The sequence below is a fragment of the Streptomyces sp. NPDC111628 genome (assembly GCF_055635195.1).
Window position 1 is genome coordinate 667,486 of the sequence record NZ_JBVKBZ010000004.1, and the last position, 25,801, is coordinate 693,286.

Consider the following 25,801-nt stretch of genomic DNA (forward strand, 5'->3'; position numbering starts at 1 on the left):
CGGTCTTCGTCCACAGGGCGCGACGGGCACCGCCCCGCGTGCGTGACAATGGGGGAATGCCCACGCTCACCACGTCCGCCCCCCACGCCACCGCCGCGCCGTTGCGCATCGGCCCGCACACCGTCGCGCCGCCCGTGGTGCTGGCGCCGATGGCCGGGATCACCAACGCGCCGTTCCGCACCCTGTGCCGTGAGTTCAGCGGGGGCAAGGGCCTGTTCGTGAGCGAGATGATCACCACCCGGGCGCTGGTCGAGCGCAACGAGAAGACCATGCAGCTGATCCACTTCGACGCGACCGAGACCCCGCGCTCGATCCAGTTGTACGGCGTCGACCCGGTGACCGTCGGCAAGGCCGTCCGCATGATCGCGGAGGAGGGCCTCGCCGACCACATCGACCTGAACTTCGGCTGCCCGGTGCCGAAGGTGACCCGCAAGGGCGGCGGCTCGGCGCTGCCGTACAAGCGGAACCTGCTGCGTGCCATCGTCCGTGAGGCCGTCACCGGCGCCGGTGACCTGCCCGTCACGATGAAGATGCGCAAGGGCCTCGACGACGACCACCTCACCTACCTCGATGCGGGCCGCATCGCCGTCGAGGAGGGCGTCACCGCCATCGCCCTGCACGGCCGCACCACCGCCCAGCACTACGGCGGCACCGCCGACTGGGACGCCATCGCCCGCCTCAAGGAGCACGTCCCGGAGATCCCCGTCCTCGGCAACGGCGACATCTGGTCCGCCGAGGACGCGCTGCGCATGGTCCGGGAGACCGGCTGCGACGGCGTGGTGGTCGGACGCGGCTGCCTGGGACGGCCGTGGCTCTTCGCCGACCTGGTCGCGGCCTTCGAGGGCCGCACCGACGCCTTCGTACGGCCGACCCTGCGCGAGGTCGCCGACGTGATGGTGCGGCACGCGACCCTGCTGGGGGAGTGGATCGGCGACGAGGCACGCGGCGTCATCGACTTCCGCAAGCACGTCGCCTGGTACCTCAAGGGCTTCGCCGTCGGCTCCGAGATGCGCAAGCGGCTCGCGATCACCTCCTCCCTGGAGGCACTGCGCGCCGGGCTCGACGAACTCGACCTCGACCAGCCCTGGCCCGCCGGAGCCGACGGCCCCCGCGGCCGCACCTCCGGCAACAACCGGGTGGTCCTGCCGGACGGCTGGCTCAAGGACCCGTACGACTGCGCGGGCGTCGGCGCGGACGCCGAGCTGGACACCTCCGGCGGCTGACGGCCCCCGGCCCCGGTCAGCCCTTCGTGGGGTGCGGGGTCGAGCCGTACGCCGTCAGGAAGCGGTCGCGGAAGGAACTCATCTTCCACACCGGGGCGTCGTGCGCCGGTTTCAGCCCCTCCGTCCAGTTCCAGCCGTCGATCGCGTCGAGCACCTTCGGGTCCTTGGCGACGATCGACACCGGGACGTCCCGGCTGGCCCTGTTCCCGCTGACGCGGGCGAGCGGCTGGTGGTCGCCGAGGAAGACGAGGACGGTGTCGTCGGTGCCGTAGCGCTCCAGCCACTGGGTGAGGCTGGTGACCGAGTACTGGATCGACTTGCCGTACTCCTCCTTCGAGCGGGCGGAGTCGGTGATGATGTCGGGCGCCTTCACGCCCGCCGCCTCGATGCCGTCGTACACCGACCCGTCGCCGACCTCGTCCCAGCCGACCATCCTCGGGATCGGCGCCCAGGGCTGGTGGCTGGAGGTGAGGATGACCTCCGCCATCAGCGGCCTGTCGCGCTTCCTGCCGTGCTCCAGGCGCTGGAAGGCCTCGAGCGCGTACTGGTCGGGCATCGTCGACCAGCTGAACTTCGGCCCCCGGTAGCCCATGTCGAACGCGTCGTAGACCTTGTCGAGCCCGTGCCAGTCCGCCTCCGGCCAGGCCTTCTGCACCCCCGGCATGATCCCGACCGTGTCCCAGTCGCCGGTCTTCCGGAAGGCCTTGGTGAGGGTGAGGTGGTCGCCGGCGGTGACGGTGCGGTAGCGCTGCTGGTTGTCCACCCACAGGCCGGACAGGAAGGTGGAGTGGCCGAGCCAGCTGCTGCCGCCGTACGTCGCCGAGGTCAGCCAGCCGCTGCGGGCGTGGAAGCCCGCCTTCGCCAGCGCCTCGGTGCTCGTGTCCAGGGTCCGGTCGACACCCGGTGCCATCACGGGATCCTCGATCGCGCTGCGGCCGTAGCTCTCGATGAACGTGAAGACCATGTCCTTGCCGCGCAGGTCCGGCACCAGCTCGGCGCCGGGTGTGGCGCCGAAGCGGTCCGCCTTCGCCTCCTTCGCGAAGGCCGCCTCGTCCCGCAGCGTGTCCACGACCCGGTGCGCCTGCGCCTCCATCGCCCGGGAGGCACTGGTGGTGGCCACCGGCACGCCGAAGGTCTGCAGGCCCAGTGAGGCGCAGGTCATCCACACGGTGGCCGCCATCAGCGCGCCCCGGGCCGCCCGCTCCCGGTGCGCGGCGAGCAGTTCGCCGAGCCGGACCGCCGCCAGCGCCATGAGCACCAGCAGCGAGCCCGCCAGCACGGCGGCGCCCACCGCGGCCCAGGCCGCCGTCGCCCCGCCCATCGAGTCCGCCACGAACGACTGGGCGTCGTCGAGCAGGCCCCAGTCCAGGACGAGGTTGAAGTTCCGGCCCAGGTACTCGGTGAAGCCCATGTCGAGCAGGTTCAGCACGGTCAGCGCGCCCAGGGCGGTCCCGAACAGCGCTGCCGCCACCAGGCGTGGCACCCGGGGCAGGCAGAGCAGCAGCACCGCCGCGACGACCGCCTCCACCGGAATCCGTGCGAAGCGGTTGGGCTCCACGGCGACGAGGGTGTTGGGCAGCAGCAGCGCCCCGAGAATCAGAATGGCCGAAAGGGCCGTGGTGACCCGGCGGACGACGAGGGCGGCGCGCGGGTGCCGGGTGCGCCACGCACGCCGGTGGGCGAGGAGGGCCCGGAGGGCCGTGAGCGCCTTCAGCGGGGCGGGCCCGGGTGTGCCAGGGGTGTCGGGGTCGTCGGGAGCGTCGTCGGGGGGCTGTGGCAGCCGGCGAAAAGGCGTGATGACGGGCACCCGAAGGTCCTTCCGTGCGAAACCCGGTGGACGGCGGGCCCCGGCGAGGGGGCCGGGACCCGCCGCACTCTCGTACGTCCGGCGCCGGCGGTCCGTTCACGGGTCCGCATGGTGAAATCCGGCGGCGTGTGGGAGCGTGATTCTCGCCACCTCTGATAGGAGTGGCGCTCAGATGAGCGGATCTTGGGCGGCTCCACTTCTCCAAGGTGTGGCACTGAGTGCCATGTGTTGATCGTTCATCGAGCGAACTCAAACGTGGATAATGGCGCTCAGGTGAGCGGAGAGTTCGGCGTACGAGAGTTCATGCGTTCAAGAAGTGAAAACACAAGCGGTCGGTCGCTTGCCAAGCCTTGACTTTCGATCCGCTGGCGGACGGGTGGTTACAGGCGCATGACGCACACGTGGACGTACCCACAGGCCTTTGATCTGGGTACATTCCTCGCCGTCAGGGCAGCCACCGCGTCCTCGAGGAGTCGAGACCCGTGTCGGAAAACAAAGATCCCCAGGTAGCGAACGCAGCGAAGTTCGTTTACGACTTCACCGAGGGCAACAAGGACCTCAAGGACCTCCTCGGCGGCAAGGGCGCCAACCTCGCCGAGATGACCAACCTGGGTCTCCCGGTTCCTCCCGGCTTCACGATCACCACCGAGGCCTGCAAGACCTACCTCGACAGCGGCGAGGAGCCCGCGGCACTGCGTGACGAGGTGAGTGCGCACCTCGACGCCCTCGAAGCGAAGATGGGCAAGAAGCTCGGCCAGGCCGACGACCCCCTCCTCGTGTCGGTCCGCTCCGGGGCCAAGTTCTCCATGCCCGGCATGATGGACACCGTCCTCAACATCGGCCTCTCCGACAAGTCCGTGCAGGGACTGGCCAAGCAGGCCGGCGACGACCGCTTCGCGTGGGACTCCTACCGCCGCCTGATCCAGATGTTCGGCAAGACCGTCCTCGGCGTCGACGGCGACCTCTTCGAGGAGGCGCTGGAGGCGGCGAAGGCGGCCAAGAAGGTCGCGGTCGACACCGAGCTGGAGGCCGCCGACCTCAAGAAGCTCGTCACCAGGTTCAAGAAGATCGTCAAGACCGAGGCCGGCCGGGACTTCCCGCAGGACCCGCGCGAGCAGATGGACCTCGCCATCAAGGCGGTCTTCGAGTCCTGGAACGGCGAGCGGGCCAAGCTCTACCGCCGCCAGGAGCGCATCCCGCACGACCTCGGCACCGCCGTCAACGTCTGCTCCATGGTCTTCGGCAACCTCGGCCCCGACTCCGGCACGGGTGTCGCGTTCACGAGGGACCCCGCGAGCGGCCACCAGGGCGTCTACGGCGACTACCTCCAGAACGCCCAGGGCGAGGATGTCGTCGCGGGCATCCGCAACACCGTCGCGCTGGCGGAGCTGGAGCGGATCGACAAGAAGTCGTACGACCAGCTGATGCAGATCATGGAGACGCTGGAGAACCACTACCTGGACCTGTGCGACATCGAGTTCACCATCGAGCGCGGCCAGCTGTGGATGCTCCAGACCCGCGTCGGCAAGCGCACCGCGGGCGCCGCGTTCCGCATCGCCACCCAGCTCGTCGACCAGGGCCTGATCGACGAGGCCGAGGCCCTCCAGCGGGTCAACGGCGCCCAGCTCGCCCAGCTGATGTTCCCCCGCTTCGACGACGAGGCGAAGGTCGAGAAGGTCGGCCGGGGCATCGCCGCCTCGCCGGGCGCGGCGGTCGGCAAGGCCGTCTTCGACTCGTACACCGCCGTCAAGTGGTCCCGGTCCGGCGAGAAGGTCATCCTGGTCCGCCGCGAGACCAACCCCGACGACCTGGACGGCATGATCGCCGCCGAGGGCATCCTGACCTCGCGCGGCGGCAAGACCTCCCACGCGGCGGTGGTCGCGCGCGGCATGGGCAAGACCTGTGTCTGCGGCGCGGAGGAGCTGGAGGTCGACACCAAGCGCCGCCGGATGACCGTGCCGGGCGGGCACGTCGTCGAGGAGGGCGACGTGATCTCCATCGACGGCTCCTCCGGCAAGGTCTACCTCGGTGAGGTGCCGGTCGTGCCCTCCCCGGTCGTCGAGTACTTCGAGGGCCGCATGCACGCGGGCGCCGAGGACGCCGACGAGCTGGTCGAGGCCGTGCACCGGATCATGGCCTTCGCCGACCGCAAGCGCCGGCTGCGGGTGCGGGCCAACGCCGACAACGCCGAGGACGCGCTGCGCGCCCGCCGGTTCGGCGCCCAGGGCATCGGCCTGTGCCGCACCGAGCACATGTTCCTCGGCGACCGGCGCGAGCTGGTGGAGCGGCTGATCCTCGCCGACACCGAGGCGGTGCGCGAGGAGTCCCTCAAGGAGCTGCTGCCGCTCCAGAAGCAGGACTTCGTCCAGCTCTTCGAGTCGATGGACGGCCTCCCGGTCACCGTCCGCCTCCTGGACCCGCCGCTGCACGAGTTCCTGCCCGACATCACCGAGCTGTCGGTGCGCGTCGCGCTCGCCGAGTCCCGGCAGGAGCCGCACGAGAACGAGCTGCGCCTGCTCCAGGCCGTGCACCGGCTGCACGAGCAGAACCCGATGCTTGGCCTGCGCGGTGTCCGCCTCGGCCTGGTCATCCCCGGCCTGTTCACCATGCAGGTCCGCGCCATCGCCGAGGCCGCGGCCGAACGCAAGGCGGCCAAGGGCGACCCGCGCGCCGAGATCATGATCCCGCTGGTCGGCACCGTCCAGGAGCTGGAGATCGTCCGCGAGGAGGCCGACCAGGTCATCGCCGAGGTCGAGGCCGCCACCGGCGCGAAGCTCAAGCTGTCGATCGGCACGATGATCGAGCTGCCGCGCGCCGCGCTGACCGCCGGGCAGATCGCCGAGGCCGCGGAGTTCTTCTCCTTCGGCACCAACGACCTGACCCAGACCGTGTGGGGCTTCAGCCGCGACGACGTCGAGGCCAGCTTCTTCACGGCCTACCTGGAGAAGGGCATCTTCGGCGTCTCCCCCTTCGAGACCATCGACAGGGACGGCGTCGGCTCCCTGGTCGCCGCCGCCGCGAAGGCCGGCCGCGCCACGCGTCCCGACCTGAAGCTCGGCGTCTGCGGCGAGCACGGCGGTGACCCGGAGTCCGTCCACTTCTTCCACGAGGTGGGTCTGGACTACGTCTCCTGCTCCCCGTTCCGGATCCCGGTGGCCCGCCTGGAGGCCGGCCGGGCGGCGTCGCGGTCGAAGGGCAGCGACCACCGGTAACCCCGGAAAGGGGTCGAAGGCCCCGGAGCCGCCGTCTGTCACCCGACCACCCTCACCGATCGGCGGCGGCTCCGGTCCACGAGAAAAGGCGGCACCCGTGCGGGGGTGCCGCCTTTTGTGACACGTGCAACGGTGTGAATTCCTGTCCGCTGAGCAGCAGCAAGCTGTCAGCAGACTCGGAGGGCCCTGGCAGCGGACAGCGGCCGACACCCGGAACGGTGGTTGGATGACCCAGACGGATCACAGGGAACCGGCCGGTACGGCCCACCGGGACGGGAGCGGGGACAGAGCGGCGGGGAAGGTGCCCAGCCCCCGGACCGGCGCGGCGGAGAGAGTCCCCGAGGCCGGGCCCCCCGTGGCCCGGAACCGGCTCGCCGCCCTGGACGGTCTGCGGTTCCTGGCGGCCCTGTCCGTGGTCTTCTTCCACTTCGTCGGTCAGGTGCCCTCCACGATGCAGACCATGTGGGGCCGCCCCGTCGACAGCGTCTTCCCCGAGGCCCAGAGCTACTTCGCCTACGGCCGGCTCGGCGTCGAACTCTTCTTCCTGATCAGCGGGTTCGTCATCTGCATGAGCGCGTGGGGCCGCACCCCGCGCGACTTCTTCATCTCCCGCGTCACCCGGCTGTACCCCATGTACTGGGTGGCCATCGCGATCACGGCCTGCGTGATCTACTTCGCCGGTGACCCGTTCGGGCAGCCGCACCCGCGCGTGATCTTCGCCAACCTGACGATGCTCCAGACGCCGCTGGGCGTGGAGAACCTGGACTCCGTCTACTGGACGCTCTGGCCCGAGCTGTGCTTCTACCTCACCTTCGCGGTCGTGGTGTGGAAGGGCCTGACGTACCAGCGGGTAGTGATCTACTGCGGCCTGTGGACGGTCGCCGCCGTGCTGGCCCCCGGCGCCGACATCCACCTGCTCACCCTGCTGGTGAACCCGCCGTCCGCGCCCTACTTCATCGCGGGCATGGCCTTCTACCTGATGTACCGCTACCGCCCCACCCCGCTGCTGTGGGGCATCGTCGCCATGTCGTGGCTGCTCGCGCTGCACTACCTGCTGACGCCCGGCGGCGGCCGTCTGGACTGGGACGTGTGGCAGCCCGGGCGCGGCTGGCTGGTTCTGATCATCACGGTGTTCTTCCTGCTGGTCGCCGCCGTGGCGCTCGGCTGGACCAGCCGCATCCGCTGGCGCGGACTGACCGTCGCGGGCACGCTGACCTTCCCGCTGTACCTGCTGCACGACGCCATCGGTGTCAACGTCATGCACCACTTCGGCGACCGGGCCCACCCGTGGGTCGTGGTCTGCGTCACCGTCGCCGCCCTGGTCGCGCTGTCCTACGTGGTGCAGCGGTTCGTCGAGCGCCCGGTGGCCCGGGCCGCACGGCGCTGGCTGCGCAGCGCCGCGTTCAGCCTCAAGGCGCCGGAGCCCCGCCGCTGAACGGACGGGGCTCCAGGAGCGCACGACGTGGGGCCGGCCGGGGGCGCGGGGCGGTTCAGGCCGCGCCGTCGCTCCGGCGGCGGCGCGCGGCCAGCAGCAGTCCGCCGCCCGCGAGCACGACGACCGCGCCGCCCGCCGCCAGGTACGGGGTGCTGTCGTCGCCGCCGGTCTCGGCCAGGTCGGTGCCCTGCTGCCCGGCGGCCTCGGTGCCGCCGCTCTCCCCGCTCCCGGCGCCCGCCGCGTCGTCCGTGTCCTTGGCGCCGGTGTCCTTGTCGTCGGCGGGCACGAAGCCGGCCGGCGGCTTGTCGCAGCCGACGCCGTCCTTGTCGCGGTCCAGGTGCTCGCCGTAGTGCTCGTCACCCTCCTTGATGTTGGAGTAGCCGTTCTCGTACGCCTCGGAGCAGTTCTTGAACGGGTGGGTGCCGTCGTGTGCCTGGGCGGCGGCGGCCGGCAGGGCGGCCAGGGCCAGGGCGGCGACGGTGACGGCGGCGGGCTTGCGGAGCAGCTTCATCGAGAGTCCCGGGAATGGTGTGGAAGAGCGGATATGAGGTGACGAAGCTATTGAGGTGACCAAGATGTGGTGGGGATATGAAGGACTCGTGATGAGAACGTGACGTGACCGGACGGTAGCTCTCCGCTCAGGGCCGCCGGGCGCGTACGGTGAGACGGGTCAGGACCGGGGAAGGAGCCGCGGATGACCGGCTGGAGCACGGGTGACATCCCCGACCTGGACGGGCGCGTCGCCGTCGTCACCGGGGCCAACGGCGGCCTCGGCTACGTGATCGCCCGGGAGCTGGCGCGCAAGGGCGCGTCCGTCGTGCTCGCCTGCCGCAGCGAGGAGCGGGGGAGCGCGGCCGTGGAGCGCCTCCTGGGCGAGGTGCCCGCCGCCGTCGTGGAACCGGCGCGGCTGGACCTCGGGGACCTGGCCTCGGTCCGGGAGTTCGCCTACGGACTGCCGTACGAGCGGGTCGATCTCCTCGTCAACAACGCCGGGGTGATGGCGCTGCCGCACGGCACGACGGCGGACGGCTTCGAGACCCAGTTCGGTGTCAACCACCTGGGGCACTTCGCGCTCACCGGGCTGCTGCTGCCCTCCCTGCTGGCCGCGCCCGGCGCCCGGATCGTGACCGTCTCCAGCTTCCTGCACGCGCTGGCCAGGGTCGACCCGCGGGACCTGAACAGCGTGCGGCGGTACGGGCGCTGGACGGCGTACGCCCGCTCGAAGTCCGCCAACCTGCTCTTCACCCACGAGCTGGCGCGCCGGCTCGCGGCACGGGAGGGCGCCTCGGACGTCCGCGCAGTCGCCGCCCATCCCGGATACGCCGAGACCGGCCTGCCGATGGCCGGCCCGCGCGCCGAGGGGCGCCGGATCGCCGAGCGGATGGTGCGGCTCGCGGGCCGGGTCGTCGCCCAGTCCGCCGAGGACGGCGCGCTGCCCGTCCTGTACGCGGCGACGGCGCCCGGCGTCCCCTCCGACTCCTTCACCGGCCCGTCCTTCGCGATGTGGCGCGGGACGCCCGCACCGTCCTGGCGGGCGTCCTGGACCACCGACGACGCGGCGGGGGAGCGGCTGTGGGCGGCCTCCGAACGGCTGACGGGCGTCATCTACGAGGCACTGCTGCCCTGAGGGGCGCCGGGGCGGCCCCAGGCGCTCAGGCCGTCTGGCCGCCGTCCACCACCAGGTCGGTCCCCACCACCGACGCCGCGTCGTCGGAGGCCAGGTACAGCACGGCCGCCGCGACCTCCGCCACCGCCGACACCCGGCCCAGCGGCGTCTCCTCGCGCATCCGCTCGGCCCGCCCCGCCTCCGTCTCGCCCGGCCGCAGGGACATCGAGGTCGCCGTGGCGCCCGGGCTGACGGCATTGATGCGGACACCGTCCCCGATGTGGTCCAGAGCGGCGCCCCGGGTGAGGACCGAGACGGCCGCCTTGGTCGCCGCGTAGGCCGTGGCGCCCGGACTGCGCTTGTGCGCCCCGAAGGTGGAGGCGATGTTCACGATCGTGCCGCCGCCCGGCTGGGTGCGCATGTGCCGGACCTCGGCGCGCAGGGCGAGGAACACGCCGGTGACGTTGATGTCGAGCTGCGTGTGCCAGTCCTCCTCGGACAGGTCCGCGACGGGCACCCCGCCGCGGAAGACGCCCGCGTTGTTCACGGCCACGTCGAGGGAGCCGAAATGGTCCACGGTGGCGGCCACCAGGGCGTCCACGTCCTCGCGCCGGGTGACGTCGGCGGCGACGGCCAGCGCCTTGCCGCCCGCCCCCTCGATCAGGGCCGCCGTCTCGTCGAGCGGCCCCCGTGCGCGCCCGGCGACGACGACGTGCGCGCCCTCGGCGGCCAGGGCCAGGGCGACGGCCCGTCCGATGCCGGAGCCCGCGCCGGTGACGAGGGCGGTCCTGCCGGTGAAGCGCTGGCTGGTCATGAATCTCCCCTTTTTCTTGACCGATCGGTTCAGTATGTGGCCGTGGGAACACCCCTCCGGAGAGGGGGCGTGCCGGTCTCAGTCGAGCAGCGCGAGCGCCTGTTCCGCCGCGTCCCGCACCCTGGCGGGGTCCGGCGACGCCTTGCCGACCACCCGCATGCCCTGGAGCAGCACCAGCAGCATCCGGGCGAGCGTCAGCGGATCGCGCCCGGCGGGCAGTTCGCCCTCGGCGCGGGCCCGGGCCAGCGAGGTGTGCAGCACGGTCTCCAGCTGGTCCCAGTTGCGCTCGACCCGCCGGGCGGCGACCGCGTCGTGCGGGGCCAGCTCGGCGGCGGTGTTGGTGACGAAACAGCCGTGCAGGCGCGAGTCGTCGGCACTCGCCTCGGCGGCATAGCGCCGCACCAGGGCGCGCACGCCCGGCAGGGCCGGGCCCGGCCGGGACAGGTCCGCCAACAGGTCCGGGAGCAGCCCCTGCTCGTAGCGCGCCAGCGCCTTCAGGTACAGCTCGCGCTTGTTGCCGAAGGTCGCGTAGATGCTGGCGCGCCCGACGCCGAGGTGCTCGACGAGGTCGGTCATCGACGTCGCCTCGTAGCCGCGCCGCCAGAACAGCTCCAGGGCTGCCCGCAGCGCGGCGTCCGGATCGAACTCCTTGGTCCTGGCCACGATCCGCAGCCTAGAACCATCTGAAACGATCGGTCAAGAAAACCTGGCTCAGGCCGCCTTGACGGCCTTCACCTGATAGGTCTCCACCCGCATCGCCTCGTCGTCCAGGCACTCCCCGGTCGCGAGGTCGAAGCGCTGCTTGAGCAGCGGGGAGGCCACGAACGGGCGGCCCCGGTGGGTGCCGGTCAGACCGCGGGAGAGGACGGCCGCGCCGGTGAAGGGGTCCCGGTTGTCGATGGCGTACAGCGCGCCGTCCCGGTCCCGGAACAGGGCCACCTGGCCGCCGTCGGGCAGCAGGGCCGCCACCCCCCGGCCGGGGAGCAGGGCGCCGAGGTCGCAGGCGGTGAACCAGTCGTCGGTCAGCCGCAGCCGGACCTTCAGGCCGGTCGTGTCGGGGGCGAGGGTCTCGGGTGCCAGGGTCATCGCCGGGTGCTTCCTTCCAGGAGGTCGTCCGCGGAGGTGGGCCGCCGGCCGATGTCCAGCAGCGGCAGGTCGGGCTTCATCTGGTCGCGTTCGGGCACGAAGCCGACGACCGGATCGGGGGTGTCGGGGGCGTTCACGAAGGACACGAACCGGGCCAGCTTCTCCGGGTCGTTGATCGTCTCGGCCCACTCGTCGCGGTAGTGCGCGACGTGGGCCCGCATCAGGGACTCCAGCTCGTCGCAGATGCCGAGCGAGTCGTGCACGACGACGTCCCGTACGTGGTCCAGGCCGCCCGGGATGCGCTCCAGCCAGGTGGAGGTGCGCTCCAGCTTGTCGGCGGTGCGGATGTAGAACATCAGGAACCGGTCGATCAGGCGGACCAGTTCGGCGTCCGAGAGGTCCTGCGCGAGCAGGTCCGCGTGGCGCGGGGTGGCCCCGCCGTTGCCGCCGACGTACAGGTTCCAGCCGTTGGAGGTGGCGATCACGCCGAAGTCCTTCGACTGGGCCTCGGCGCACTCGCGGGCGCACCCGGAGACCGCCGACTTCAGCTTGTGCGGGGAGCGCAGGCCCCGGTAGCGCAGTTCCAGGTCGATCGCCATCCGCACCGAGTCCTGGACGCCGTAGCGGCACCAGGTCTGGCCCACGCAGGACTTCACCGTGCGCAGCGACTTGCCGTACGCGTGCCCCGACTCGAAACCGGCGTCCACCAGCCGCGCCCAGATCAGCGGCAGCTGCTCGACGCGGGCGCCGAACATGTCGATGCGCTGACCGCCGGTGATCTTCGTGTAGAGCCCGAAGTCCCGGGCGATCTCGCCGATGACGATCAGCTTCTCCGGCGCGATCTCGCCGCCCGGGATGCGCGGCACGACGGAGTAGGAGCCGTTGCGCTGGAGGTTGGCCAGGAAGTGGTCGTTGGTGTCCTGGAGCGCGGCCTGCTCGCCCGCCAGGACGTAGCCGCTCGCGCCGATCGCCGGGGCGAGGGAGGCGATGATCGAGCCGACCGCCGGCTTGCACACCTCGCAGCCCTCACCGCCCCGCGCGCCCTCCCGGCCGTGCCGGTCGAGCAGCTCACGGTAGGAGGTGATCCGCAGGGCGCCGACGATCTCGTACAGCTCCTCGCGGGTCTGTGCGAAGCAGCCGCACAGGCCCTTGTCGACCTCGACGCCGCTCGCCTCCAGCTCCGCGGTGACCAGCTGGCCGAGCACCTTGACGCAGGAGCCGCAGCCGGTACCGGCCCTGGTGCACTTCTTCACCTCGGGCACGGTCGTGCAGGAGTGCTCCGTCACGGCGCCCCGGATGGTGCCCTTGGTGACGTTGTGGCAGGAGCAGATCACCGCGTCGTCGGGCAGCGCGGCCGGGCCCAGCCGGTCCGGGGCACCGGCACCGGCGGGCAGTACGAGCGACTCGGGGGAGACGGGCGGGACCGAGCCGGTGAAGGCGCGCAGGGTGCCGTACGCCTCCGCGTCGCCGACCAGGATGCCGCCCAGCAGCGTGCCGTCGCGGGCGACGACCAGCTTCTTGTACAGGCCCGCGCGGGAGTCGGAGTAGACGACGTCCAGGCAGTCCTCGGCGGTGCCGTGCGCGTCGCCGAAGGAGGCCACGTCCACGCCGAGCAGCTTCAGCTTGGTGGACAGGTCGGCGCCCGTGAAGGACGCCTCCTGGGCGGCGATCGTGGCGGCCGCCGTCTCGGCCTGCTCGTACCCGGGCGCCACCAGCCCGTACACCCGCCCGTCGGCGGCCAGCGCGCACTCGCCGATCGCGAACACGCGCTCGTCGGTGACCGTCCGGCACCGCTCGTCGACGCTGATGCCGCCGCGCTCGCCGACCGCGAGACCGCAGTCCCGGGCGAGCTGGTCGCGGGGCCGGACACCGGCGCTGAACACCACCAGATCGGTGGCGAGTTCGGACCCGTCGGACAGCTTCATGCCGGTGACGGCGCCGTCCTCGCCGGTCACGATCTCCTGGGTGCCGACGCCCGTGTGGACGGACAGGCCCATCTCCTCGATGGTGCGCAGCAGCGCCGCGCCGCCGCCCTCGTCGACCTGCACGGGCATCAGGCGGGGCGCGAACTCCACGATGTGCGAGGTGAGTCCGAGCCCCTTGAGCGCACCGGCGGCCTCCAGGCCGAGCAGCCCGCCGCCGACCACGGCACCGGTCGTCGCGTTCTTCGCGTACGCCTCGATGGCGAGGAGGTCCTCGATCGTGCGGTAGACGAAGCAGCCCTCGGCGTCCTTGCCGGGCACCGGCGGGACGAACGGGTAGGAGCCGGTGGCCAGGACGAGGACGTCGTACTCGACGACCAGCCCGGAGCGGGCGGTCACCTTGCGCGCCTCCCGGTCGACCGTCTGTGCCGGGTCCCCGACGCGCAGCTCGATGCCGTGCTCGTCGAGGAAAGCGAGGTCGGTCATCGACAGGTCCTCGGGGGACTTCCCCGAGAAGTACGAGGTGAGCCGGACGCGGTCGTAGGCGGGGCGCGGCTCCTCGCACAGGACGACCACGCGGTGCGTGCCGGTCAGGCCGCGCTCGGCGAGGGCCTCCAGGAAGCGCTGGCCGACCATGCCGTGGCCGACCAGCACGATCGTCGGGGGGTTCCCCGGGGTGGCGGTCATCAGGAGCCTCCGTCTTGGGTGAGCAGGTGGAGCAGGGGGCCGCCGTCGGAGGGGAGCGGCTCTGCTCCCTCCCAGGCGCGCGCCAGCGCGCCGACGGTGCCGAGTTCGCCGACCAGGACCCCGCCCACCAGCCGGTCGTCGCGGACGACGACCTTGCGGTAGGTGCCCCGGGTGGCGTCGGCGAGCTGCACGACGTCGTCGCCGGGGCGGGGGTCGGTCTCGCCGAACGCGGCGAGGTCGAGGGGGTCGAAGGGGCTGTCCGCCCCGGTGAGGGTGAGCCGGGTCAGTGCGCGGGTGCCGGTGTAGTGCCGGGCGGCGGTCCCGTCCTGCGCGAGCAGTTCGGCCAGCACCCCGGCCTGTTCGAGGGCGGGCGCGGCCAGGCCGTACACGCGGTCCGCGTGCTGGGCGCAGTCGCCGATCGCGCGGATGTGCGGGTCGGAGGTGCGCAGCTCGTCGTCGACGAGGACGCCCTTGCCGACCGCCAGCCCCGCCTCCCGCGCCAGCCCGACCCGCGGCCGGACCCCGCAGGCGAGCACCACCAGGTCGGCGCCGAGGGCGTACCCGTCGCCCATCTCCACCGACCGCACCGCCCCGCCGACGCTGCGCACGTCCCGTACCCGGCACTCGGTGTGCACCTCCACGCCGAGCCCCTCCAGGTGGCGCCGGACCAGTGCGGAGGCCGCCGGGTCGAGCTGTCGCTCCATCAGCCGCTCGGACTGCTGGGCGAGGACGACCTGGGCGCCGCGCACGGCCAGCGCACGGGCGGCGGACACGCCGAGCAGCCCGCCGCCGATCACGACGGCCCGCACCCCCGGCCGTACCGCCTTCGACAACCCGAGACAGTCGTCCATCGTCCGGAACGCGTGTACGCCCTCGGGCAGCACGTGGTCCGGGGTGAACAGGCCGCGCAGGGGCGGCAGCACGGCGTTGGAGCCGGTGGCCAGGACCAGCGTGTCGTAGGCGATCACGGACCCGTCGGCGCAGCGCACGGTCCGCCCGGCCCGGTCGATGCCGGTGACCCGGCCGCGCAGCAGCCCGGCGGGCGCCGGCAGGGCGATCACCTCGGCGCCGTACCGTCCGGCCAGCACCTCGGCGAGCAGTACCCGGTTGTACGGGCGGTGCTCCTCGTCGCCGACCGTCAGCGCGGGCGTGCCCAGCTCACCGAGCCGCCGGGCGAGCGTCACGCCCGCGAGTCCGGCGCCGATCACCACCACACGCGTATTCGAGGTCATGGCATCGAGCGTGCGGTGCGGGTGTTACCCGGTGGCATCCCTTCTGTTTCCCACGGGGAACGCTGCCCTCAGCGGGGCCGGCCGGCCCGTGTGAGGGGCTCCGGCAGCAGCCGCCGCCGACGACGTGCGCCGGTCACCCGGTCACCCCTCGGTGCGCTGCCCCGGCCGCTCCACGGCGAGTTCGGCGCCGACGCCGGTTTCGGACGTGCGGTGACGGGAGGCGCGGGTACCGGCGGCAGGGGCCGCCAGAACGGCCGTGGCGACGAACGCCAGGACCACGACCATCGCCGGACGCAGTCCGTAGTGATCGCCCAGGAAGCCGAGGGTGGGCGGTCCCACCAGGAACGCGATGTAGCCGATCGTCGCCACCAGGCCGACCCGGGCGGTCTCGTCGGGCCCCGAGTCGCCCGCCGCCGACAGGGCCACCGGAAAGCCCAGGGACGCGCCCAGTCCCCAGAACAGTACGGCCGCCGCGGCCACGACGGCGTTGTCGGAGAAGATGACCAGGCACAGACCGATGGCCCCGGAGACCGCGCTGGCCCGCACGACGGTTGCCCGGCTGTACCGATTGAGGAAGAACGTGCCGCCGAAGCGGCCCAGGGTCATCGCGGCGGCGAACCCCACGAAGACGAGCGAGCCGACGGCGGCGTCGAGACCGTGGCCGTCGACCATGAGCAGCGGCAGCCAGTCGTTGGCGGCGCCCTCGGCCAGAGCCATGGCCAGGACGATGACCCCGATCATCAGGAGCCGCCGGTCCTTCCACACCTGCGGGCCCGCGGGCCGCGCGGAGTCCGAGGCGGGCGCCGCGGCACGGACGCCGGTCCCGGCCGGGACGGCACCGATGGCGTACCCGAAGATCGCGGCCGTCACCGCGGCCACCGCCAGGAGGTGCCAGTGGGCGGGGAACGCCGCGGCGGTGGCCGCCATGCCGGCCAGGCCGCCGATGACGGTGCCCAGGCTGAAGCACCCGTGCAGGGTGGGCAGCACCGCCCTGCCGGTGATCCTCTCCACGTCGGCACCGTCCACGTTGATCGCCACCTCGCCCGACCCGACCCCCACGCCGAACAGGCACAGCCCCGCGGTGACCAGGGGCGCGGAGCCGAGGGCGCTGCCCGCGCCCACCACGACCACGCTCGCGACGACGAACAGGGTGCCGAACGCCGTCACGGGTCTGGTCCCGAACCGCGACACGAAACGGCCGGAGCAGAGGATGCCGGCCATCGAGCCGACGGACAGACCGAACAGCACCAGCCCCATCTGCCCCGTGGACACGCCCAGACCGTCACGGACGTCCGGGGTGCGCGTGATCCATGAGGACATGGCGATGCCGTTGAGGAAGAAGAAGAGGTACAGCGCCCGGCGGCGACGGCGCACGGCACGGTCTGTCAAGGAAGGGCTCCGCCGGTGTTGGAGACAATGAGTCACGGGCGGGCGACGATCCCGCGCCACCCACCGAGTATGCACAAATGTACACACCGGATCGGCGACCGAGAAGACCGAGAAGACCGAGACGACCGAGCAGACCGAGTAGACCGAGCAGACAAGGCGGACAACGGCGATGACAGGCAGCACTCGTGGCCCCAACGACCCCCGGCGCCGCGAACGCATCCTCGACGCCGCGCTCGACGTCGTCGCGGAGCACGGCGCCATCAAGGTGACCTTCCGCAAGATCGCGGAGGCGGCGGGCGTGCCGCTCGGGTCGCTCACCTACTACTTCGACGACATGCAGCACCTGCTGACCGACGCGTTCACCCGGCTCGCGGAGACCGTCTCCACTCGATACGGCGCCCTTCTGGAGGCCGCGCGGACCCGCCAGGAGGCCGAGGAGGCGGTCGTCGAGATCATCTGCGGCAAGGTCTGGGGGACCGACCGCAACCTCCTGCTCAGCTACGAGCTCTACGCCTTCGCCACCCGCAATCCCGAGGTGCGCGCCGTCATGCGCTCCTGGATGCAGGCCAGCCGGTCCTCCCTGGCCAGGCACTTCGACCCGCTCACCGCACGGGCCCTGGACGCGCTGGTCGAGGGATTCTCCATCCACAACTCCGTCGACCCGCGGCCCACCGAGCGCGAGGAGGTCGCCGCCGTCGTCCGTGCCGTCGTCGACGCCGGGGCGTGAACCTCAGAAGTCCCTCATCTTGATGGACGGCACATCCATCCCGTCCATAGGGTCGCGATCATGCCCGACATATCGCTGACCACGGTCGTCCTGCTCTGCCTCGCCGCACTCGCGGCCGGCTGGATCGACGCCGTGGTCGGCGGCGGCGGCCTCCTGCTCCTGCCCGCGCTCCTGCTCGGCCTGCCCTCCGGCACCCCGGCCGCGCACGCGCTCGGCACCAACAAGGCGGTCGCCATCGTCGGCACCACCGGCGCGGCGGTGACCTACGCCCGCAAGGCGCCGGTGGACGTGCGCACCGCCGTACGCATCGGCCTCGCGGCGCTGGCCGGGTCCTCGGGCGGTGCCTTCTTCGCCGCCGGGATGAGCACCGAGGTCCTGAAACCGGTGATCATGGTGGTGCTGCTCGCGGTCGCCGCCTTCGTGATCTTCCGCCCCGCCTTCGGCACCGCGCCCGCCACCGGCCCGGCCACCCGCCGCCAGATCCTCGCCGCGATCGGTCTGGCGGGCCTCGGCATCGGCTTCTACGACGGTCTGATCGGCCCCGGCACCGGAACCTTCCTGGTCCTGGCCCTCACCGCCCTGCTCCACCTGGACCTGGTGACCGCCTCCGCCACCGCCAAGATCGTCAACTGCTGCACCAACGCGGGCGCCCTCGCCACCTTCGCCTGGCAGGGCGCGGTGCTGTGGCAGTTGGCCGTCCTGATGGCCGCCTTCAACCTGGCCGGCGGCATGTTCGGCGCCCACACCGCCCTCAAGAAGGGCAGCGGCTTCGTCCGCGTCGTCCTGCTGACGGTGGTCTTCGCGCTCGTGGTGAACCTGGCGTGGGAGCAGTGGGTGGCCTAGTCAGGCACGGTCCGTCGCCGCCCGGCGCAGGCTCAGCAGCTCCACCACCCCGGTCGTGTCCTCCTGCCCGTGCCCCTCGGCGAGCCGTCGCTCCATCAGGGTCAGGTACGGCGTCAGCAGCTCCGCGCTCACCCCCTGCTCCTCCGCCGTGCGCAGCAGGGTCGCGCTCCCCGCCACCTGCATCGCCAGGTTGGAGACGACGTCCTTGCCGTAGTCGCCGCTCGCCAGTTGCCCGGCCGCCCGGTGAGCCGAGCCGGACATCGCGCCGAGCCAGGACACCAGCAGCGGTGCGAAGTCCTCCGGGGCGATGTCCTCCGGGCCGATCAGGGCGAAGGCGTGCGCCATGCCCGCGAACATGCCGTACATCGCGCTCAGCAGCGCCACGTCGTGCAGCGCCGCGAATCCCGGGTCCGTACCGACGTAGCGCGTACCGGCCGGCACGGCGAGTGCGTCCCGGTGCTCGTCGAACAGCTCGGCGGAGCCGCTGTAGAGGATGTATCCGCCGGAGTCGGGAGACCCGATCATCGGCGGTACGGCCATGATCCCGCCGTCCAGGAAGCGGGCTCCGCGTTCCTGCGCCCAATCGGCGCGGGCGCGGCCCTCGGCGGGCGTCCCGGTGGTGAGGTTCACCAGGTCCCGCCCGGTCAGCCCGGCCCCGTCCAGGGCCTTGCCGACCGAGGCGTCGTCGAGCAGGCAGACGATCACCAGGCGGCTCGCGGCCACCGCCTCACCGGCGCTCGCGGCGACCGTCGCCCCCTCGGCGGCGAGGGCCCCGGCGCGGGCCGGGGTGCGGTTCCAGACGGTCACGGGATGGCCGGCGGCGAGCCAGGCGCGGGTCAGGGCGGTGCCCATGGCGCCGGTGCCGAGGACGGTGAGCGGAATACGGGCGGCGGGTGTCTTGTCAGTCATGGTGATCAGGTTCCGACGGGGCCGGTGACCGCTCAAGTACGTACTTCGGAGTGGGTGGTTACCCCGGCGGAAGCGTGCAGGCAGCGGGCAGGGACGGGGTGACGGGTATGGGGACGGCACGGCGGCCGGGGGCGTACCACTGCGGGGTCGACGCGGCGATCGACGTGATCGGCGGGAAATGGAAGGTACTGATCCTCTGGGCCCTCGGCGAGGGCATGTACCGCTTCGGCGCGCTGCGCCGGGCACTGCCGGGCGTCACCGAGAAGGTGCTCGCCGCGCAGCTGCGGGAGCTGGAGGCCGACGGCATCGTGCACCGCGAGGAGTACGGCGAGGTGCCGCCCCGCGTCGAGTACTCGCTGACCGCCCGGGGCGTCGCGCTCAACGAGGCGCTGGTGCCGCTCGGCGCGTGGGGGAAGGCGCACGTGCTGAACGCGTCACCGGCTCCCGGTGAGGTGGGCGAAGACGACCACGTTGCCCTGGTAGCCGGTACTGCGTGAGTAGGGGCCGCCGCAGGTGATGACGCGCAGTTCGGGGCGGTCGGCGGCGCCGTAGACCTTCTCGTCGGGGAAGGCGTCGGCGGCGTAGACCTCCACCGCGTCCACGGTGAAGACGGCGACGCCGCCGTCGCGCCGGTCGATCTCGATCGCCGAGCCCTTCTTCAGGGCGCCGAGGCGGTAGAAGACGGCGGGCCCCTCGGCGTTGTCGACGTGCCCGGCGACGATCGCGGTGCCCTTCTCGCCCGGGGTGGTGCCCGCCTCGTACCAGCCGGCGAGGTTCTTCTGCTCGGCGGGCGGCACGTCCAGGCTGCCGGTGCCGGTCAGGCCCAGGCCGGTCAGCGGGGCGTCCACGCCGATCGCCGGGATGCGGACGCGGTCCGGCGGGGAGGGCGGCAGCGCCGGTGCCGCGGCGCCCCGGTCACCCCGGTCGGCCTGGCCGGTGGTGCGGGCCTGCGCGGCCGACGGCTGCGGCGGGGCGTCGGTGCGGTCGCCGCCGAGCAGCAGCCACGCCCCCGAACAGAGGGCGACCGCGGTGACGGCCGCTATCGCGGTGTCCTTGACCCTGCGCATGACGTCCCCTCTCCCTCGGATCCCTGGGACCCCCGGCCCCCTCCGGGCCGCGAGGGGCGTCGGACCCGGAGGGGGTGGGGAAGTGCGGTACCGGCGGACGGGCAGCGGAGGGTGCCCGTCAGATCCCGTCGCCTCTCGCCCGGCGATGCAGGAGCCAGGTACCGCCCGCGGCGGCGACGGCGAGAGCCGCCACGCCGGCCGCGGTCTGCACGGGATCGGGGCCAAGAGCGCCGCCGACCCCCGTCTTCACGCTTCCTCTGGGGTACACCTGCTCGGCGGCCGAGGTCAGCGTGACCACCAGGTCGCCCGTCACCCGCCGCTCGTCGTCCCCGCAGGTCGCGACGATCTCGTACGTCCCCGGCTGGGCGCTCGGCGGCACCTCGAAGTGACCCGTCGCCCCGCCCTCGCCGGTGCCCGGCGCCAGCGGGAACGCGCCCGCGCCGACCGCGCTGGCGTCACCCGCCGCCGAGCCGCCCTCTCCGCACACCGCGGTCGTCACCACGGCCCGGTCGCCCGGCACGACCGAGGACGGATACACCGTCAGGCCGCCGGTGGCGACGCTATCCCCGGCGTACACCGGGGCCGCGGTGGCCGCGGTGGTCAGACCGACGGCCGCGGCGGCGAGCGCGGTACCGGTCAGCAGGCGGGCGGTACGTCGCATCGGTGCTCCTTTGAGCTCTTCGGTGGCCCCTGCCCTACTGAGGAAAGTGGCACCGGCCCGGGCCCGCTCCCCGGGCGGGTGTGAACGGGTGACGGTGCCTCCGAACGGGCCCGGGAGCGAGGCGGCTTGACCTTGAGCAAACTTGAGGTACGAGGCTCTCCCGCATGGACACCATGACCAGCACGACCACCGTGAACACCACGACCGCACCGCTCCGCGTCACCCTGCTCGTCGGAAGCAACCGCCACGGCCGCTTCGGCCCCGTCGTCGCCGACTGGCTCCTGGACCACCTCCGGGCCCACGACGACCTGGTCCCCGAGGTGGTGGACGTCGCCGGGACCGAGCTGCCCACGACCTTCGCCCCGACCCCGGAAGCGACCGCCGCACTGGCGGAGATCACCCCGAAACTGGCGGAGGCCGACGCGTTCGTCGTGCTGACCCCCGAGTACAACCACTCGTTCCCGGCGGGTCTGAAGAACGTCATCGACTGGCACTTCACCGAGTGGCGGGCCAAGCCCGTCGGCCTGGTCTCCTACGGCGGTCTGGCCGGCGGCCTGCGGGCCGCCGAGCACCTGCGCCAGGTCTTCGCCGAACTCCACGCCGTCACCGTCCGCGACACCGTCTCCTTCCACAACGCGGGCGCGTCCTTCGACGACGAGGGCAGGCTCAGGGACCCGTCAGGGCCGGACGCGGCGGCCAAGACGATGCTCGACCAGCTGGTGTGGTGGGGCCGGGCCCTGCGGGAGGCGAAGGAGAAGCGGCCCTACGACGGCGCGTGAGACGTCACGGAAACACCGCAGCGGCTGCCATAGGAGCTTCCTATGGCAGCCGCTGCAATTTCGTCTTTGCCTCCCTTCGATTTCCGGACCTACCGTGTGGGAGTCATCATGCGAAGGCGAAAGGGAAAATGCCATGGCCGTGCAGGAAAACGCGTCGGAGAATAAGGAACTCGTAGGAAAGCGGGCCCTGGTCACCGGCGGCACGCGCGGAATCGGAGCGGCGATCGTCCGCGGGCTCCTGGACGCCGGCGCCGAGGTGGTGACGACCGCCAGGTCGGCGACGGTCCCGGCGCCGGAGGGGGCGCGCTTCGTGCAGGCGGACGTGCGGACCCTCGCCGGGGCACAGGCGCTCGCCGGGGCCGCGCACGAGGCGCTCGGCGGGGTGGACATCCTGGTCCACAACGCGGGCGGGGCACGGCCCCACAAGGACGGCCTGGTCATCCCCGACGAGGAGTGGCTGGACACCCTGCACCTCAACCTCCTCGCCTCGGTCCGGCTGAACTCGCTGCTGGTACCGGGCATGCGGGAACGGCGCTCGGGGGCGATCGTGCACATCTCCTCCGCCGCGGTCGCTCCCCCCGCACCCCCGTTCCTGCACTACCAGGCGGCGAAGGCGGCGCTGGACAACTACAGCGCCGGACTGGCCGCGACGCTGGCCCCCTCCGGCGTCCGGGTCAACACCGTCAGTCCCGGCCGGACCTCCACCCCCGGCGGAGAGGAGACCCGGGAGCACTGGGCGCGTCTCGACGCCGGACCGGCCCCGAGCGGCACCGCCCCGCTGGGGCGCGACGGCCTGCCCGACGACATCGCCCACGCGGTGCTGTTCCTGGTGTCCGACCGCGCGGGCTGGGTGACCGGAACCAGCCTCGCGGTGGACGGCGGGGAATATCCCAGGGGCTGACCCCCAAAGGGGTGGAGCTGGAAAAGTGCAGCTGAAAAAAAGTGAAGCTGGAAAGCCTGCGGAAAAGGGATCCGGAAATGGGTAGGTACAGCAATAAGAATGCCGTGATCACGGGTGGCGGCAGTGGAATGGGTCTCGCGATGGCGGAACTGCTGGTGGCCGACGGGGCCCGCGTCGTGATCACCGGCCGTTCGCAGGCCACGCTCGACGCCGCGCGGGAGCGGCTCGGCGAGAACGCGGTGGCCGTCCGGGGCGACGTGGCCGCGCTGCCGGACCTGGACGCCCTCACCGACCGCGTGAAGGCCGAACTGGGCACGGTCGACGCCCTGTTCGTCAACGCCGGTATCGCGACCCTCACGCCGCTCGACTCGACGACCGAGGAGGCCTACGACGAGCTGTTCGCGATCAACGTCAAGGGCGCCTGGTTCACCGTGCAGAGGCTCGCCCCGCTGCTGAACACGGGCGCCGGCGTCGTCCTCACCACCTCGGTCGCCAATGTCATCGGCATGGCGGACACCAGCGTCTACGCGGCCGGGAAGGCGGCGCTGCGCTCGATGGCCCGCAGCTTCTCCCGTGAGCTGCTGCCCCGCGGCATCCGGGTCAACGCGGTCAGTCCGGGACCCGTCGACACGGGAGCCCTGGACGCGGCGATGACCGCCGAGGAGGCCGAGCGGTTCAAGGCGGAACGGGTCGCGGACAACCCCATGCGGCGCTTCGGCACCCCCGAGGAGATCGCCCGGGCAGCGGCCTTCCTCGCCTTCGACGCGACCTACACGACCGGCGCCGAGCTGGCCGTGGACGGCGGGGCCACCCAGCTCTGAGCGAACCGGTACCAGGTCTCCTGGCGCAGGAACTCCAGCAGCGCCGTCTCCGCCGGGCCCGCGCCGGGCCGGACCGCGGCGACGACGGGCTGGGACACGGCCGGGGACACCGGGCGCACCAGGTGCTCGTGACCGGGGGGCACCGCGGAGGCCGGGACGAACGTCACCCCGAGCCCGTGGGCGGCCCAGCGCACGGCCGTCGCGGTCTGGGAGAGGCGGGCGACGGTGGTCGGGGCCAGCCCGTTCTCCCGCAGCACCTCCACCAGGACGCCGTCGAGCGCGCTGGCGGGATCGAAGCGCACCCACGGCTCGTGCTCCAGGTCCCGCAGCGCGACCCGGTCCGCGGCGAGCTGCGGGTGTCCGGCCGCCAGCACCACGACGAACTCCTCGTCGCCGAGGTGGTGGCCGTCGTACAGGCCCTCCTCGCACGGTCCGGCCATGATGGCGAGGTCCAGCACGCCGCCGCGGGCCAGCCGCTCCAGCTCGGTGGGGTTCGGCTCCTCGAAGACGGTGACCTCCAGGCGCGGGAAGCGGCGGCGCAGCGCGCTCAGGGCGCCCGGCAGCTGCCGGGCGCCCAGGCCCATCTGCACCGCGACGACCAGCTCGCCCGCCAGCTCCTCGGAGCCGGCCCGCGCCGTCGCCCGCGCCCGGCGCGCCGCGTTCACCGCGATCTCCGCGTCCCGCAGGAAGGCGCGGCCGGCCACGGTGGGCACCAGACCGGTCGGGGTGCGGGAGAACAGCTCCACGCCGAGGTCCCGCTCCAGCCCGCGGATCTGCTGGGACACCGAGGGCTGGGCGACGCGCAGCGCCTCGGCCGCGGCCGTCACCGAGCCCTCCTCGGCGACGGCCAGGGCGTACTCGAACTGCCTCAGGCTCATCGGCTTCCGTCCCCTCGTTCGTGCTCTCGCCGCAAGCGTAAGCGAGCGCGGCGGGGACGGGCGCCGGACGACCGGGGGTCAGCCCACGTCCACCGCGCTCCACGCCGCGCCGACCGCGGCGTACTCGGCGCTGTCGGTGCCGTACAGGTCACCGGCCGCGCTCAGGGTGGCGGCGCGGGCGCCCGCGTAGTCGGTCGACGAGGTCATGTAGACGGTCAGCGCCCGGTACCAGATGTCGCCCAGCTTGTCCCGGCCGATCCCGGAGACCGTGGAGCCGTCGCAGGTCGGGGAGTCGTACGCCACGCCGCCCACGGTCCGCGCACCGCTGCCCTCGGCCAGCAGGTAGGCGAAGTGGTTGGCGACGCCGGAGGAGTAGTGGACGTCCAGGTCGCCCAGCGAGGTGCTCCAGCAGTCGGCCGAGCTGCCGTCCCGGCTCGGCCGGTCCAGGTAGCGCAGGGCGTCCCGGCCGAAGCCGTCCCGGACGACCTTCTCGCCGATTCTGTAGTCCCCGGGGTCGGCGGGGTTGTCCGCGTGCCACTCCACCAGGGCGCCGAAGATGTCCGAGGTCGCCTCGTTCAGGCCGCCGGACTCGCCCGAGTACGTCAGCGCCGCCGTCTTCGACGTCACCCCGTGCGACATCTCGTGCCCGGCGACGTCCAGCGAGACCAGCGGCCCGAAGGTCGTCCCGTCACCGTCGCCGTACGTCATGCAGAAGCAACCGTCGTCCCAGAAGGCGTTGTTGTACTTGTTGCCGTAGTGCACGCGGTTGTACGAGCCCTTGCCGTCACCCGCGATGCCGCTGCGCCCGTGGACGTCCTCGTAGTAGTCCCAGGTGGCGTCCGTGCCGTACTGCGCGTCCACCGCGGCCGAGGCGCGGTCGTCCGCGGCCCCCGTGCCCCAGTGGTTGTCGGCGTCGGTGAACAGCGTCGCGGGCGCCCGCGACAGGCAGATGGTGAGGATGCACAGGTCGGTCCCGTTCTCCGCGTCGCCCGTGTACGTGCCGCCGCGCGTCGGGTCCTTGAGCCGGTACGACGCTCCGGACGGCGTCGTCTCCAGCGGCACCGTGCCCCCGTACAGCGACTTCCCGTCGCCGGACGCCGACTCGACGGTGTCCCAGGCGTCGATGCGGGCGCCCGTGCCCGCGTCGGTCAGCACGGTGCGCGCGACCGGGTTGCCGAGGGAGTCCAGCGCCGCCGCGTCGGTCCGCCAGGCCAGCCTCGGTGCGCCGTGCAGGGCGTCGACGACCAGCTCGGGCCTGGCGGTGAGCTTTTTGAGCAACTCGCCCGGATTGGCCGCGCGCAACGCGTTCGAGGCCAGGTCGGCGGCCTTCGGTGCCGACAGCTTCGGGGCGACCGAGGGCAGGGACAGCGGGGTGTCCGTCGCGCGGTCGGCGCCGCGGAAGTCGCCGTCGGGGGCGAGGTGGACGACGAAGTCACCGCCCAGGACGGGGAGTTCGTGGTAGGTGCGGTCGTAGCGGACGTGCTGGGTACCGTCCTCGTCGACGATGACGTCGCGGACCTCGGTGTCCTGGTCGCCGGTCAGGCCCAGGGCGGCGGCGTGCTCCGACAGGGCGGCCGCGGCGTGGTCGAGGGCGGTGGCGCGGGCCGGACGGCCGGCGGCCGCGGCGCCGGGGGCGAGGGCGGCGATCAGCAGGGTCGCGGTGGTGGCGGCGGTACCGGCCAGGACGAGACGGGAACCTCTGACGTGCCGTATTCGGCTCATCGATCTCCTCGGTACGGGCGCGCCTTTCGGCGCGGCGCTGTTGCTGACCCGGATTCAAGAACCCCGGACATGACATGTCC

23 protein-coding genes are annotated in these 25,801 nt (G+C 72.5%); 10 read left to right on the forward strand and 13 right to left on the reverse strand.

Features of this window, described 5'->3' with window-relative positions:
• Positions 1-56: 56 nt before the first annotated feature.
• Positions 57-1,223: a tRNA dihydrouridine synthase DusB gene (dusB, locus tag ACZ7MF_RS24960; protein WP_471479862.1), complete on the forward strand. Its 1,167-nt coding sequence runs from the start codon at positions 57-59 to the stop codon at positions 1,221-1,223.
• Between the two features lie 16 nt (positions 1,224-1,239).
• Here dusB and ACZ7MF_RS24965 read toward each other — a convergent pair whose 3' ends face one another.
• The gene (locus ACZ7MF_RS24965; protein ID WP_471479864.1) at positions 1,240-3,030 is read right to left on the reverse strand and encodes an alkaline phosphatase family protein; all 1,791 of its coding nucleotides are present in this window, start codon (positions 3,028-3,030) and stop codon (positions 1,240-1,242) included.
• 482 nt (positions 3,031-3,512) lie between these two features.
• On the opposite strand from ACZ7MF_RS24965, the gene ppdK reads away from it, so the two are divergent.
• Positions 3,513-6,242 (forward strand): pyruvate, phosphate dikinase, encoded by a 2,730-nt coding sequence (ppdK, locus tag ACZ7MF_RS24970; protein WP_471479866.1) that lies wholly within the window; start codon positions 3,513-3,515, stop codon positions 6,240-6,242.
• 226 nt (positions 6,243-6,468) lie between these two features.
• Positions 6,469-7,677, forward strand: a complete 1,209-nt coding sequence (locus ACZ7MF_RS24975; protein WP_471479868.1) for an acyltransferase family protein — start codon at positions 6,469-6,471, stop codon at positions 7,675-7,677.
• Positions 7,678-7,732: 55 nt separating this feature from the next.
• On the opposite strand, the gene ACZ7MF_RS24980 is transcribed toward ACZ7MF_RS24975, so the two are convergent.
• Entirely contained in the window at positions 7,733-8,188 is a 456-nt protein-coding gene (locus ACZ7MF_RS24980) for an excalibur calcium-binding domain-containing protein (RefSeq protein WP_471479870.1), read from the reverse strand.
• A 183-nt stretch (positions 8,189-8,371) separates the two neighbouring features.
• Between ACZ7MF_RS24980 and ACZ7MF_RS24985 the strand changes: the two genes are divergently transcribed.
• Complete coding sequence (locus tag ACZ7MF_RS24985; RefSeq protein ID WP_471479872.1) at positions 8,372-9,304, forward strand: oxidoreductase; 933 nt, start codon at positions 8,372-8,374, stop codon at positions 9,302-9,304.
• A 25-nt stretch (positions 9,305-9,329) separates the two neighbouring features.
• Here the strand turns inward: ACZ7MF_RS24985 and ACZ7MF_RS24990 are convergent, their stop codons facing one another.
• The 6 genes from ACZ7MF_RS24990 to ACZ7MF_RS25015 form a co-directional block, all read right to left on the reverse strand.
• On the reverse strand, positions 9,330-10,097 hold the full coding sequence (locus tag ACZ7MF_RS24990; protein WP_471479874.1) for an SDR family NAD(P)-dependent oxidoreductase: 768 nt from the start codon (positions 10,095-10,097) through the stop codon (positions 9,330-9,332).
• A 78-nt stretch (positions 10,098-10,175) separates the two neighbouring features.
• Positions 10,176-10,760, reverse strand: a complete 585-nt coding sequence (locus tag ACZ7MF_RS24995) for a TetR/AcrR family transcriptional regulator (RefSeq protein WP_471479876.1) — start codon at positions 10,758-10,760, stop codon at positions 10,176-10,178.
• A 48-nt stretch (positions 10,761-10,808) separates the two neighbouring features.
• Positions 10,809-11,183: a nitrite reductase small subunit NirD gene (gene nirD / locus ACZ7MF_RS25000; protein WP_471479878.1), complete on the reverse strand. Its 375-nt coding sequence runs from the start codon at positions 11,181-11,183 to the stop codon at positions 10,809-10,811.
• Complete coding sequence (gene nirB, locus ACZ7MF_RS25005) at positions 11,180-13,792, reverse strand: nitrite reductase large subunit NirB (protein WP_471479880.1); 2,613 nt, start codon at positions 13,790-13,792, stop codon at positions 11,180-11,182. Before nirB ends, nirD begins: the two co-directional genes overlap by 4 nt.
• Entirely contained in the window at positions 13,792-15,024 is a 1,233-nt protein-coding gene (locus ACZ7MF_RS25010; protein ID WP_471479882.1) for an NAD(P)/FAD-dependent oxidoreductase, read from the reverse strand. The genes nirB and ACZ7MF_RS25010 overlap by 1 nt, the downstream gene beginning before the upstream one ends.
• Positions 15,025-15,165: 141 nt before the next feature.
• Positions 15,166-16,449: an MFS transporter gene (locus ACZ7MF_RS25015; protein WP_471479884.1), complete on the reverse strand. Its 1,284-nt coding sequence runs from the start codon at positions 16,447-16,449 to the stop codon at positions 15,166-15,168.
• 133 nt (positions 16,450-16,582) lie between these two features.
• On the opposite strand from ACZ7MF_RS25015, the gene ACZ7MF_RS25020 reads away from it, so the two are divergent.
• Positions 16,583-17,140 carry a TetR/AcrR family transcriptional regulator gene (locus tag ACZ7MF_RS25020; protein ID WP_471479886.1) on the forward strand — a complete coding sequence of 186 codons (558 nt, stop codon included), beginning with the start codon at positions 16,583-16,585 and terminating at the stop codon, positions 17,138-17,140.
• Positions 17,141-17,200: 60 nt separating this feature from the next.
• A complete protein-coding gene (locus ACZ7MF_RS25025; RefSeq protein WP_398318003.1) occupies positions 17,201-17,983 on the forward strand; it encodes a sulfite exporter TauE/SafE family protein in 783 nt (260 codons plus the stop codon).
• Here the strand turns inward: ACZ7MF_RS25025 and ACZ7MF_RS25030 are convergent, their stop codons facing one another.
• Positions 17,984-18,892 (reverse strand): NAD(P)-dependent oxidoreductase, encoded by a 909-nt coding sequence (locus ACZ7MF_RS25030; RefSeq protein ID WP_471479888.1) that lies wholly within the window; start codon positions 18,890-18,892, stop codon positions 17,984-17,986.
• Positions 18,893-18,999: 107 nt separating this feature from the next.
• Here ACZ7MF_RS25030 and ACZ7MF_RS25035 point away from each other — a divergent pair, with 107 nt between their 5' ends.
• Positions 19,000-19,389, forward strand: a complete 390-nt coding sequence (locus ACZ7MF_RS25035; RefSeq protein WP_356860595.1) for a winged helix-turn-helix transcriptional regulator — start codon at positions 19,000-19,002, stop codon at positions 19,387-19,389.
• Here the strand turns inward: ACZ7MF_RS25035 and ACZ7MF_RS25040 are convergent.
• Entirely contained in the window at positions 19,327-19,959 is a 633-nt protein-coding gene (locus ACZ7MF_RS25040; protein WP_356860593.1) for a class F sortase, read from the reverse strand. The two genes, ACZ7MF_RS25035 and ACZ7MF_RS25040, sit on opposite strands and share 63 nt — an antisense overlap.
• Before the next feature lie 118 nt (positions 19,960-20,077).
• A complete protein-coding gene (locus ACZ7MF_RS25045; RefSeq protein ID WP_471479891.1) occupies positions 20,078-20,620 on the reverse strand; it encodes a hypothetical protein in 543 nt (180 codons plus the stop codon).
• Between the two features lie 173 nt (positions 20,621-20,793).
• Here ACZ7MF_RS25045 and ACZ7MF_RS25050 point away from each other — a divergent pair, with 173 nt between their 5' ends.
• From ACZ7MF_RS25050 to ACZ7MF_RS25060, 3 genes are all read left to right on the forward strand, one after another.
• Entirely contained in the window at positions 20,794-21,399 is a 606-nt protein-coding gene (locus tag ACZ7MF_RS25050; protein WP_471480124.1) for an NADPH-dependent FMN reductase, read from the forward strand.
• A 133-nt stretch (positions 21,400-21,532) separates the two neighbouring features.
• Positions 21,533-22,300: an SDR family oxidoreductase gene (locus tag ACZ7MF_RS25055; RefSeq protein WP_471479893.1), complete on the forward strand. Its 768-nt coding sequence runs from the start codon at positions 21,533-21,535 to the stop codon at positions 22,298-22,300.
• A gap of 77 nt (positions 22,301-22,377) precedes the next feature.
• On the forward strand, positions 22,378-23,121 hold the full coding sequence (locus ACZ7MF_RS25060; RefSeq protein WP_471479895.1) for an SDR family oxidoreductase: 744 nt from the start codon (positions 22,378-22,380) through the stop codon (positions 23,119-23,121).
• Here the strand turns inward: ACZ7MF_RS25060 and ACZ7MF_RS25065 are convergent.
• Together ACZ7MF_RS25065 and ACZ7MF_RS25070 are read right to left on the reverse strand one after the other, a co-directional pair.
• The gene (locus tag ACZ7MF_RS25065) at positions 23,070-23,999 is read right to left on the reverse strand and encodes a LysR family transcriptional regulator (protein ID WP_471479897.1); all 930 of its coding nucleotides are present in this window, start codon (positions 23,997-23,999) and stop codon (positions 23,070-23,072) included. The genes ACZ7MF_RS25060 and ACZ7MF_RS25065 overlap by 52 nt on opposite strands.
• A 78-nt stretch (positions 24,000-24,077) precedes the next feature.
• Complete coding sequence (locus ACZ7MF_RS25070) at positions 24,078-25,721, reverse strand: M4 family metallopeptidase (RefSeq protein ID WP_471479899.1); 1,644 nt, start codon at positions 25,719-25,721, stop codon at positions 24,078-24,080.
• Positions 25,722-25,801: the final 80 nt, after the last annotated feature.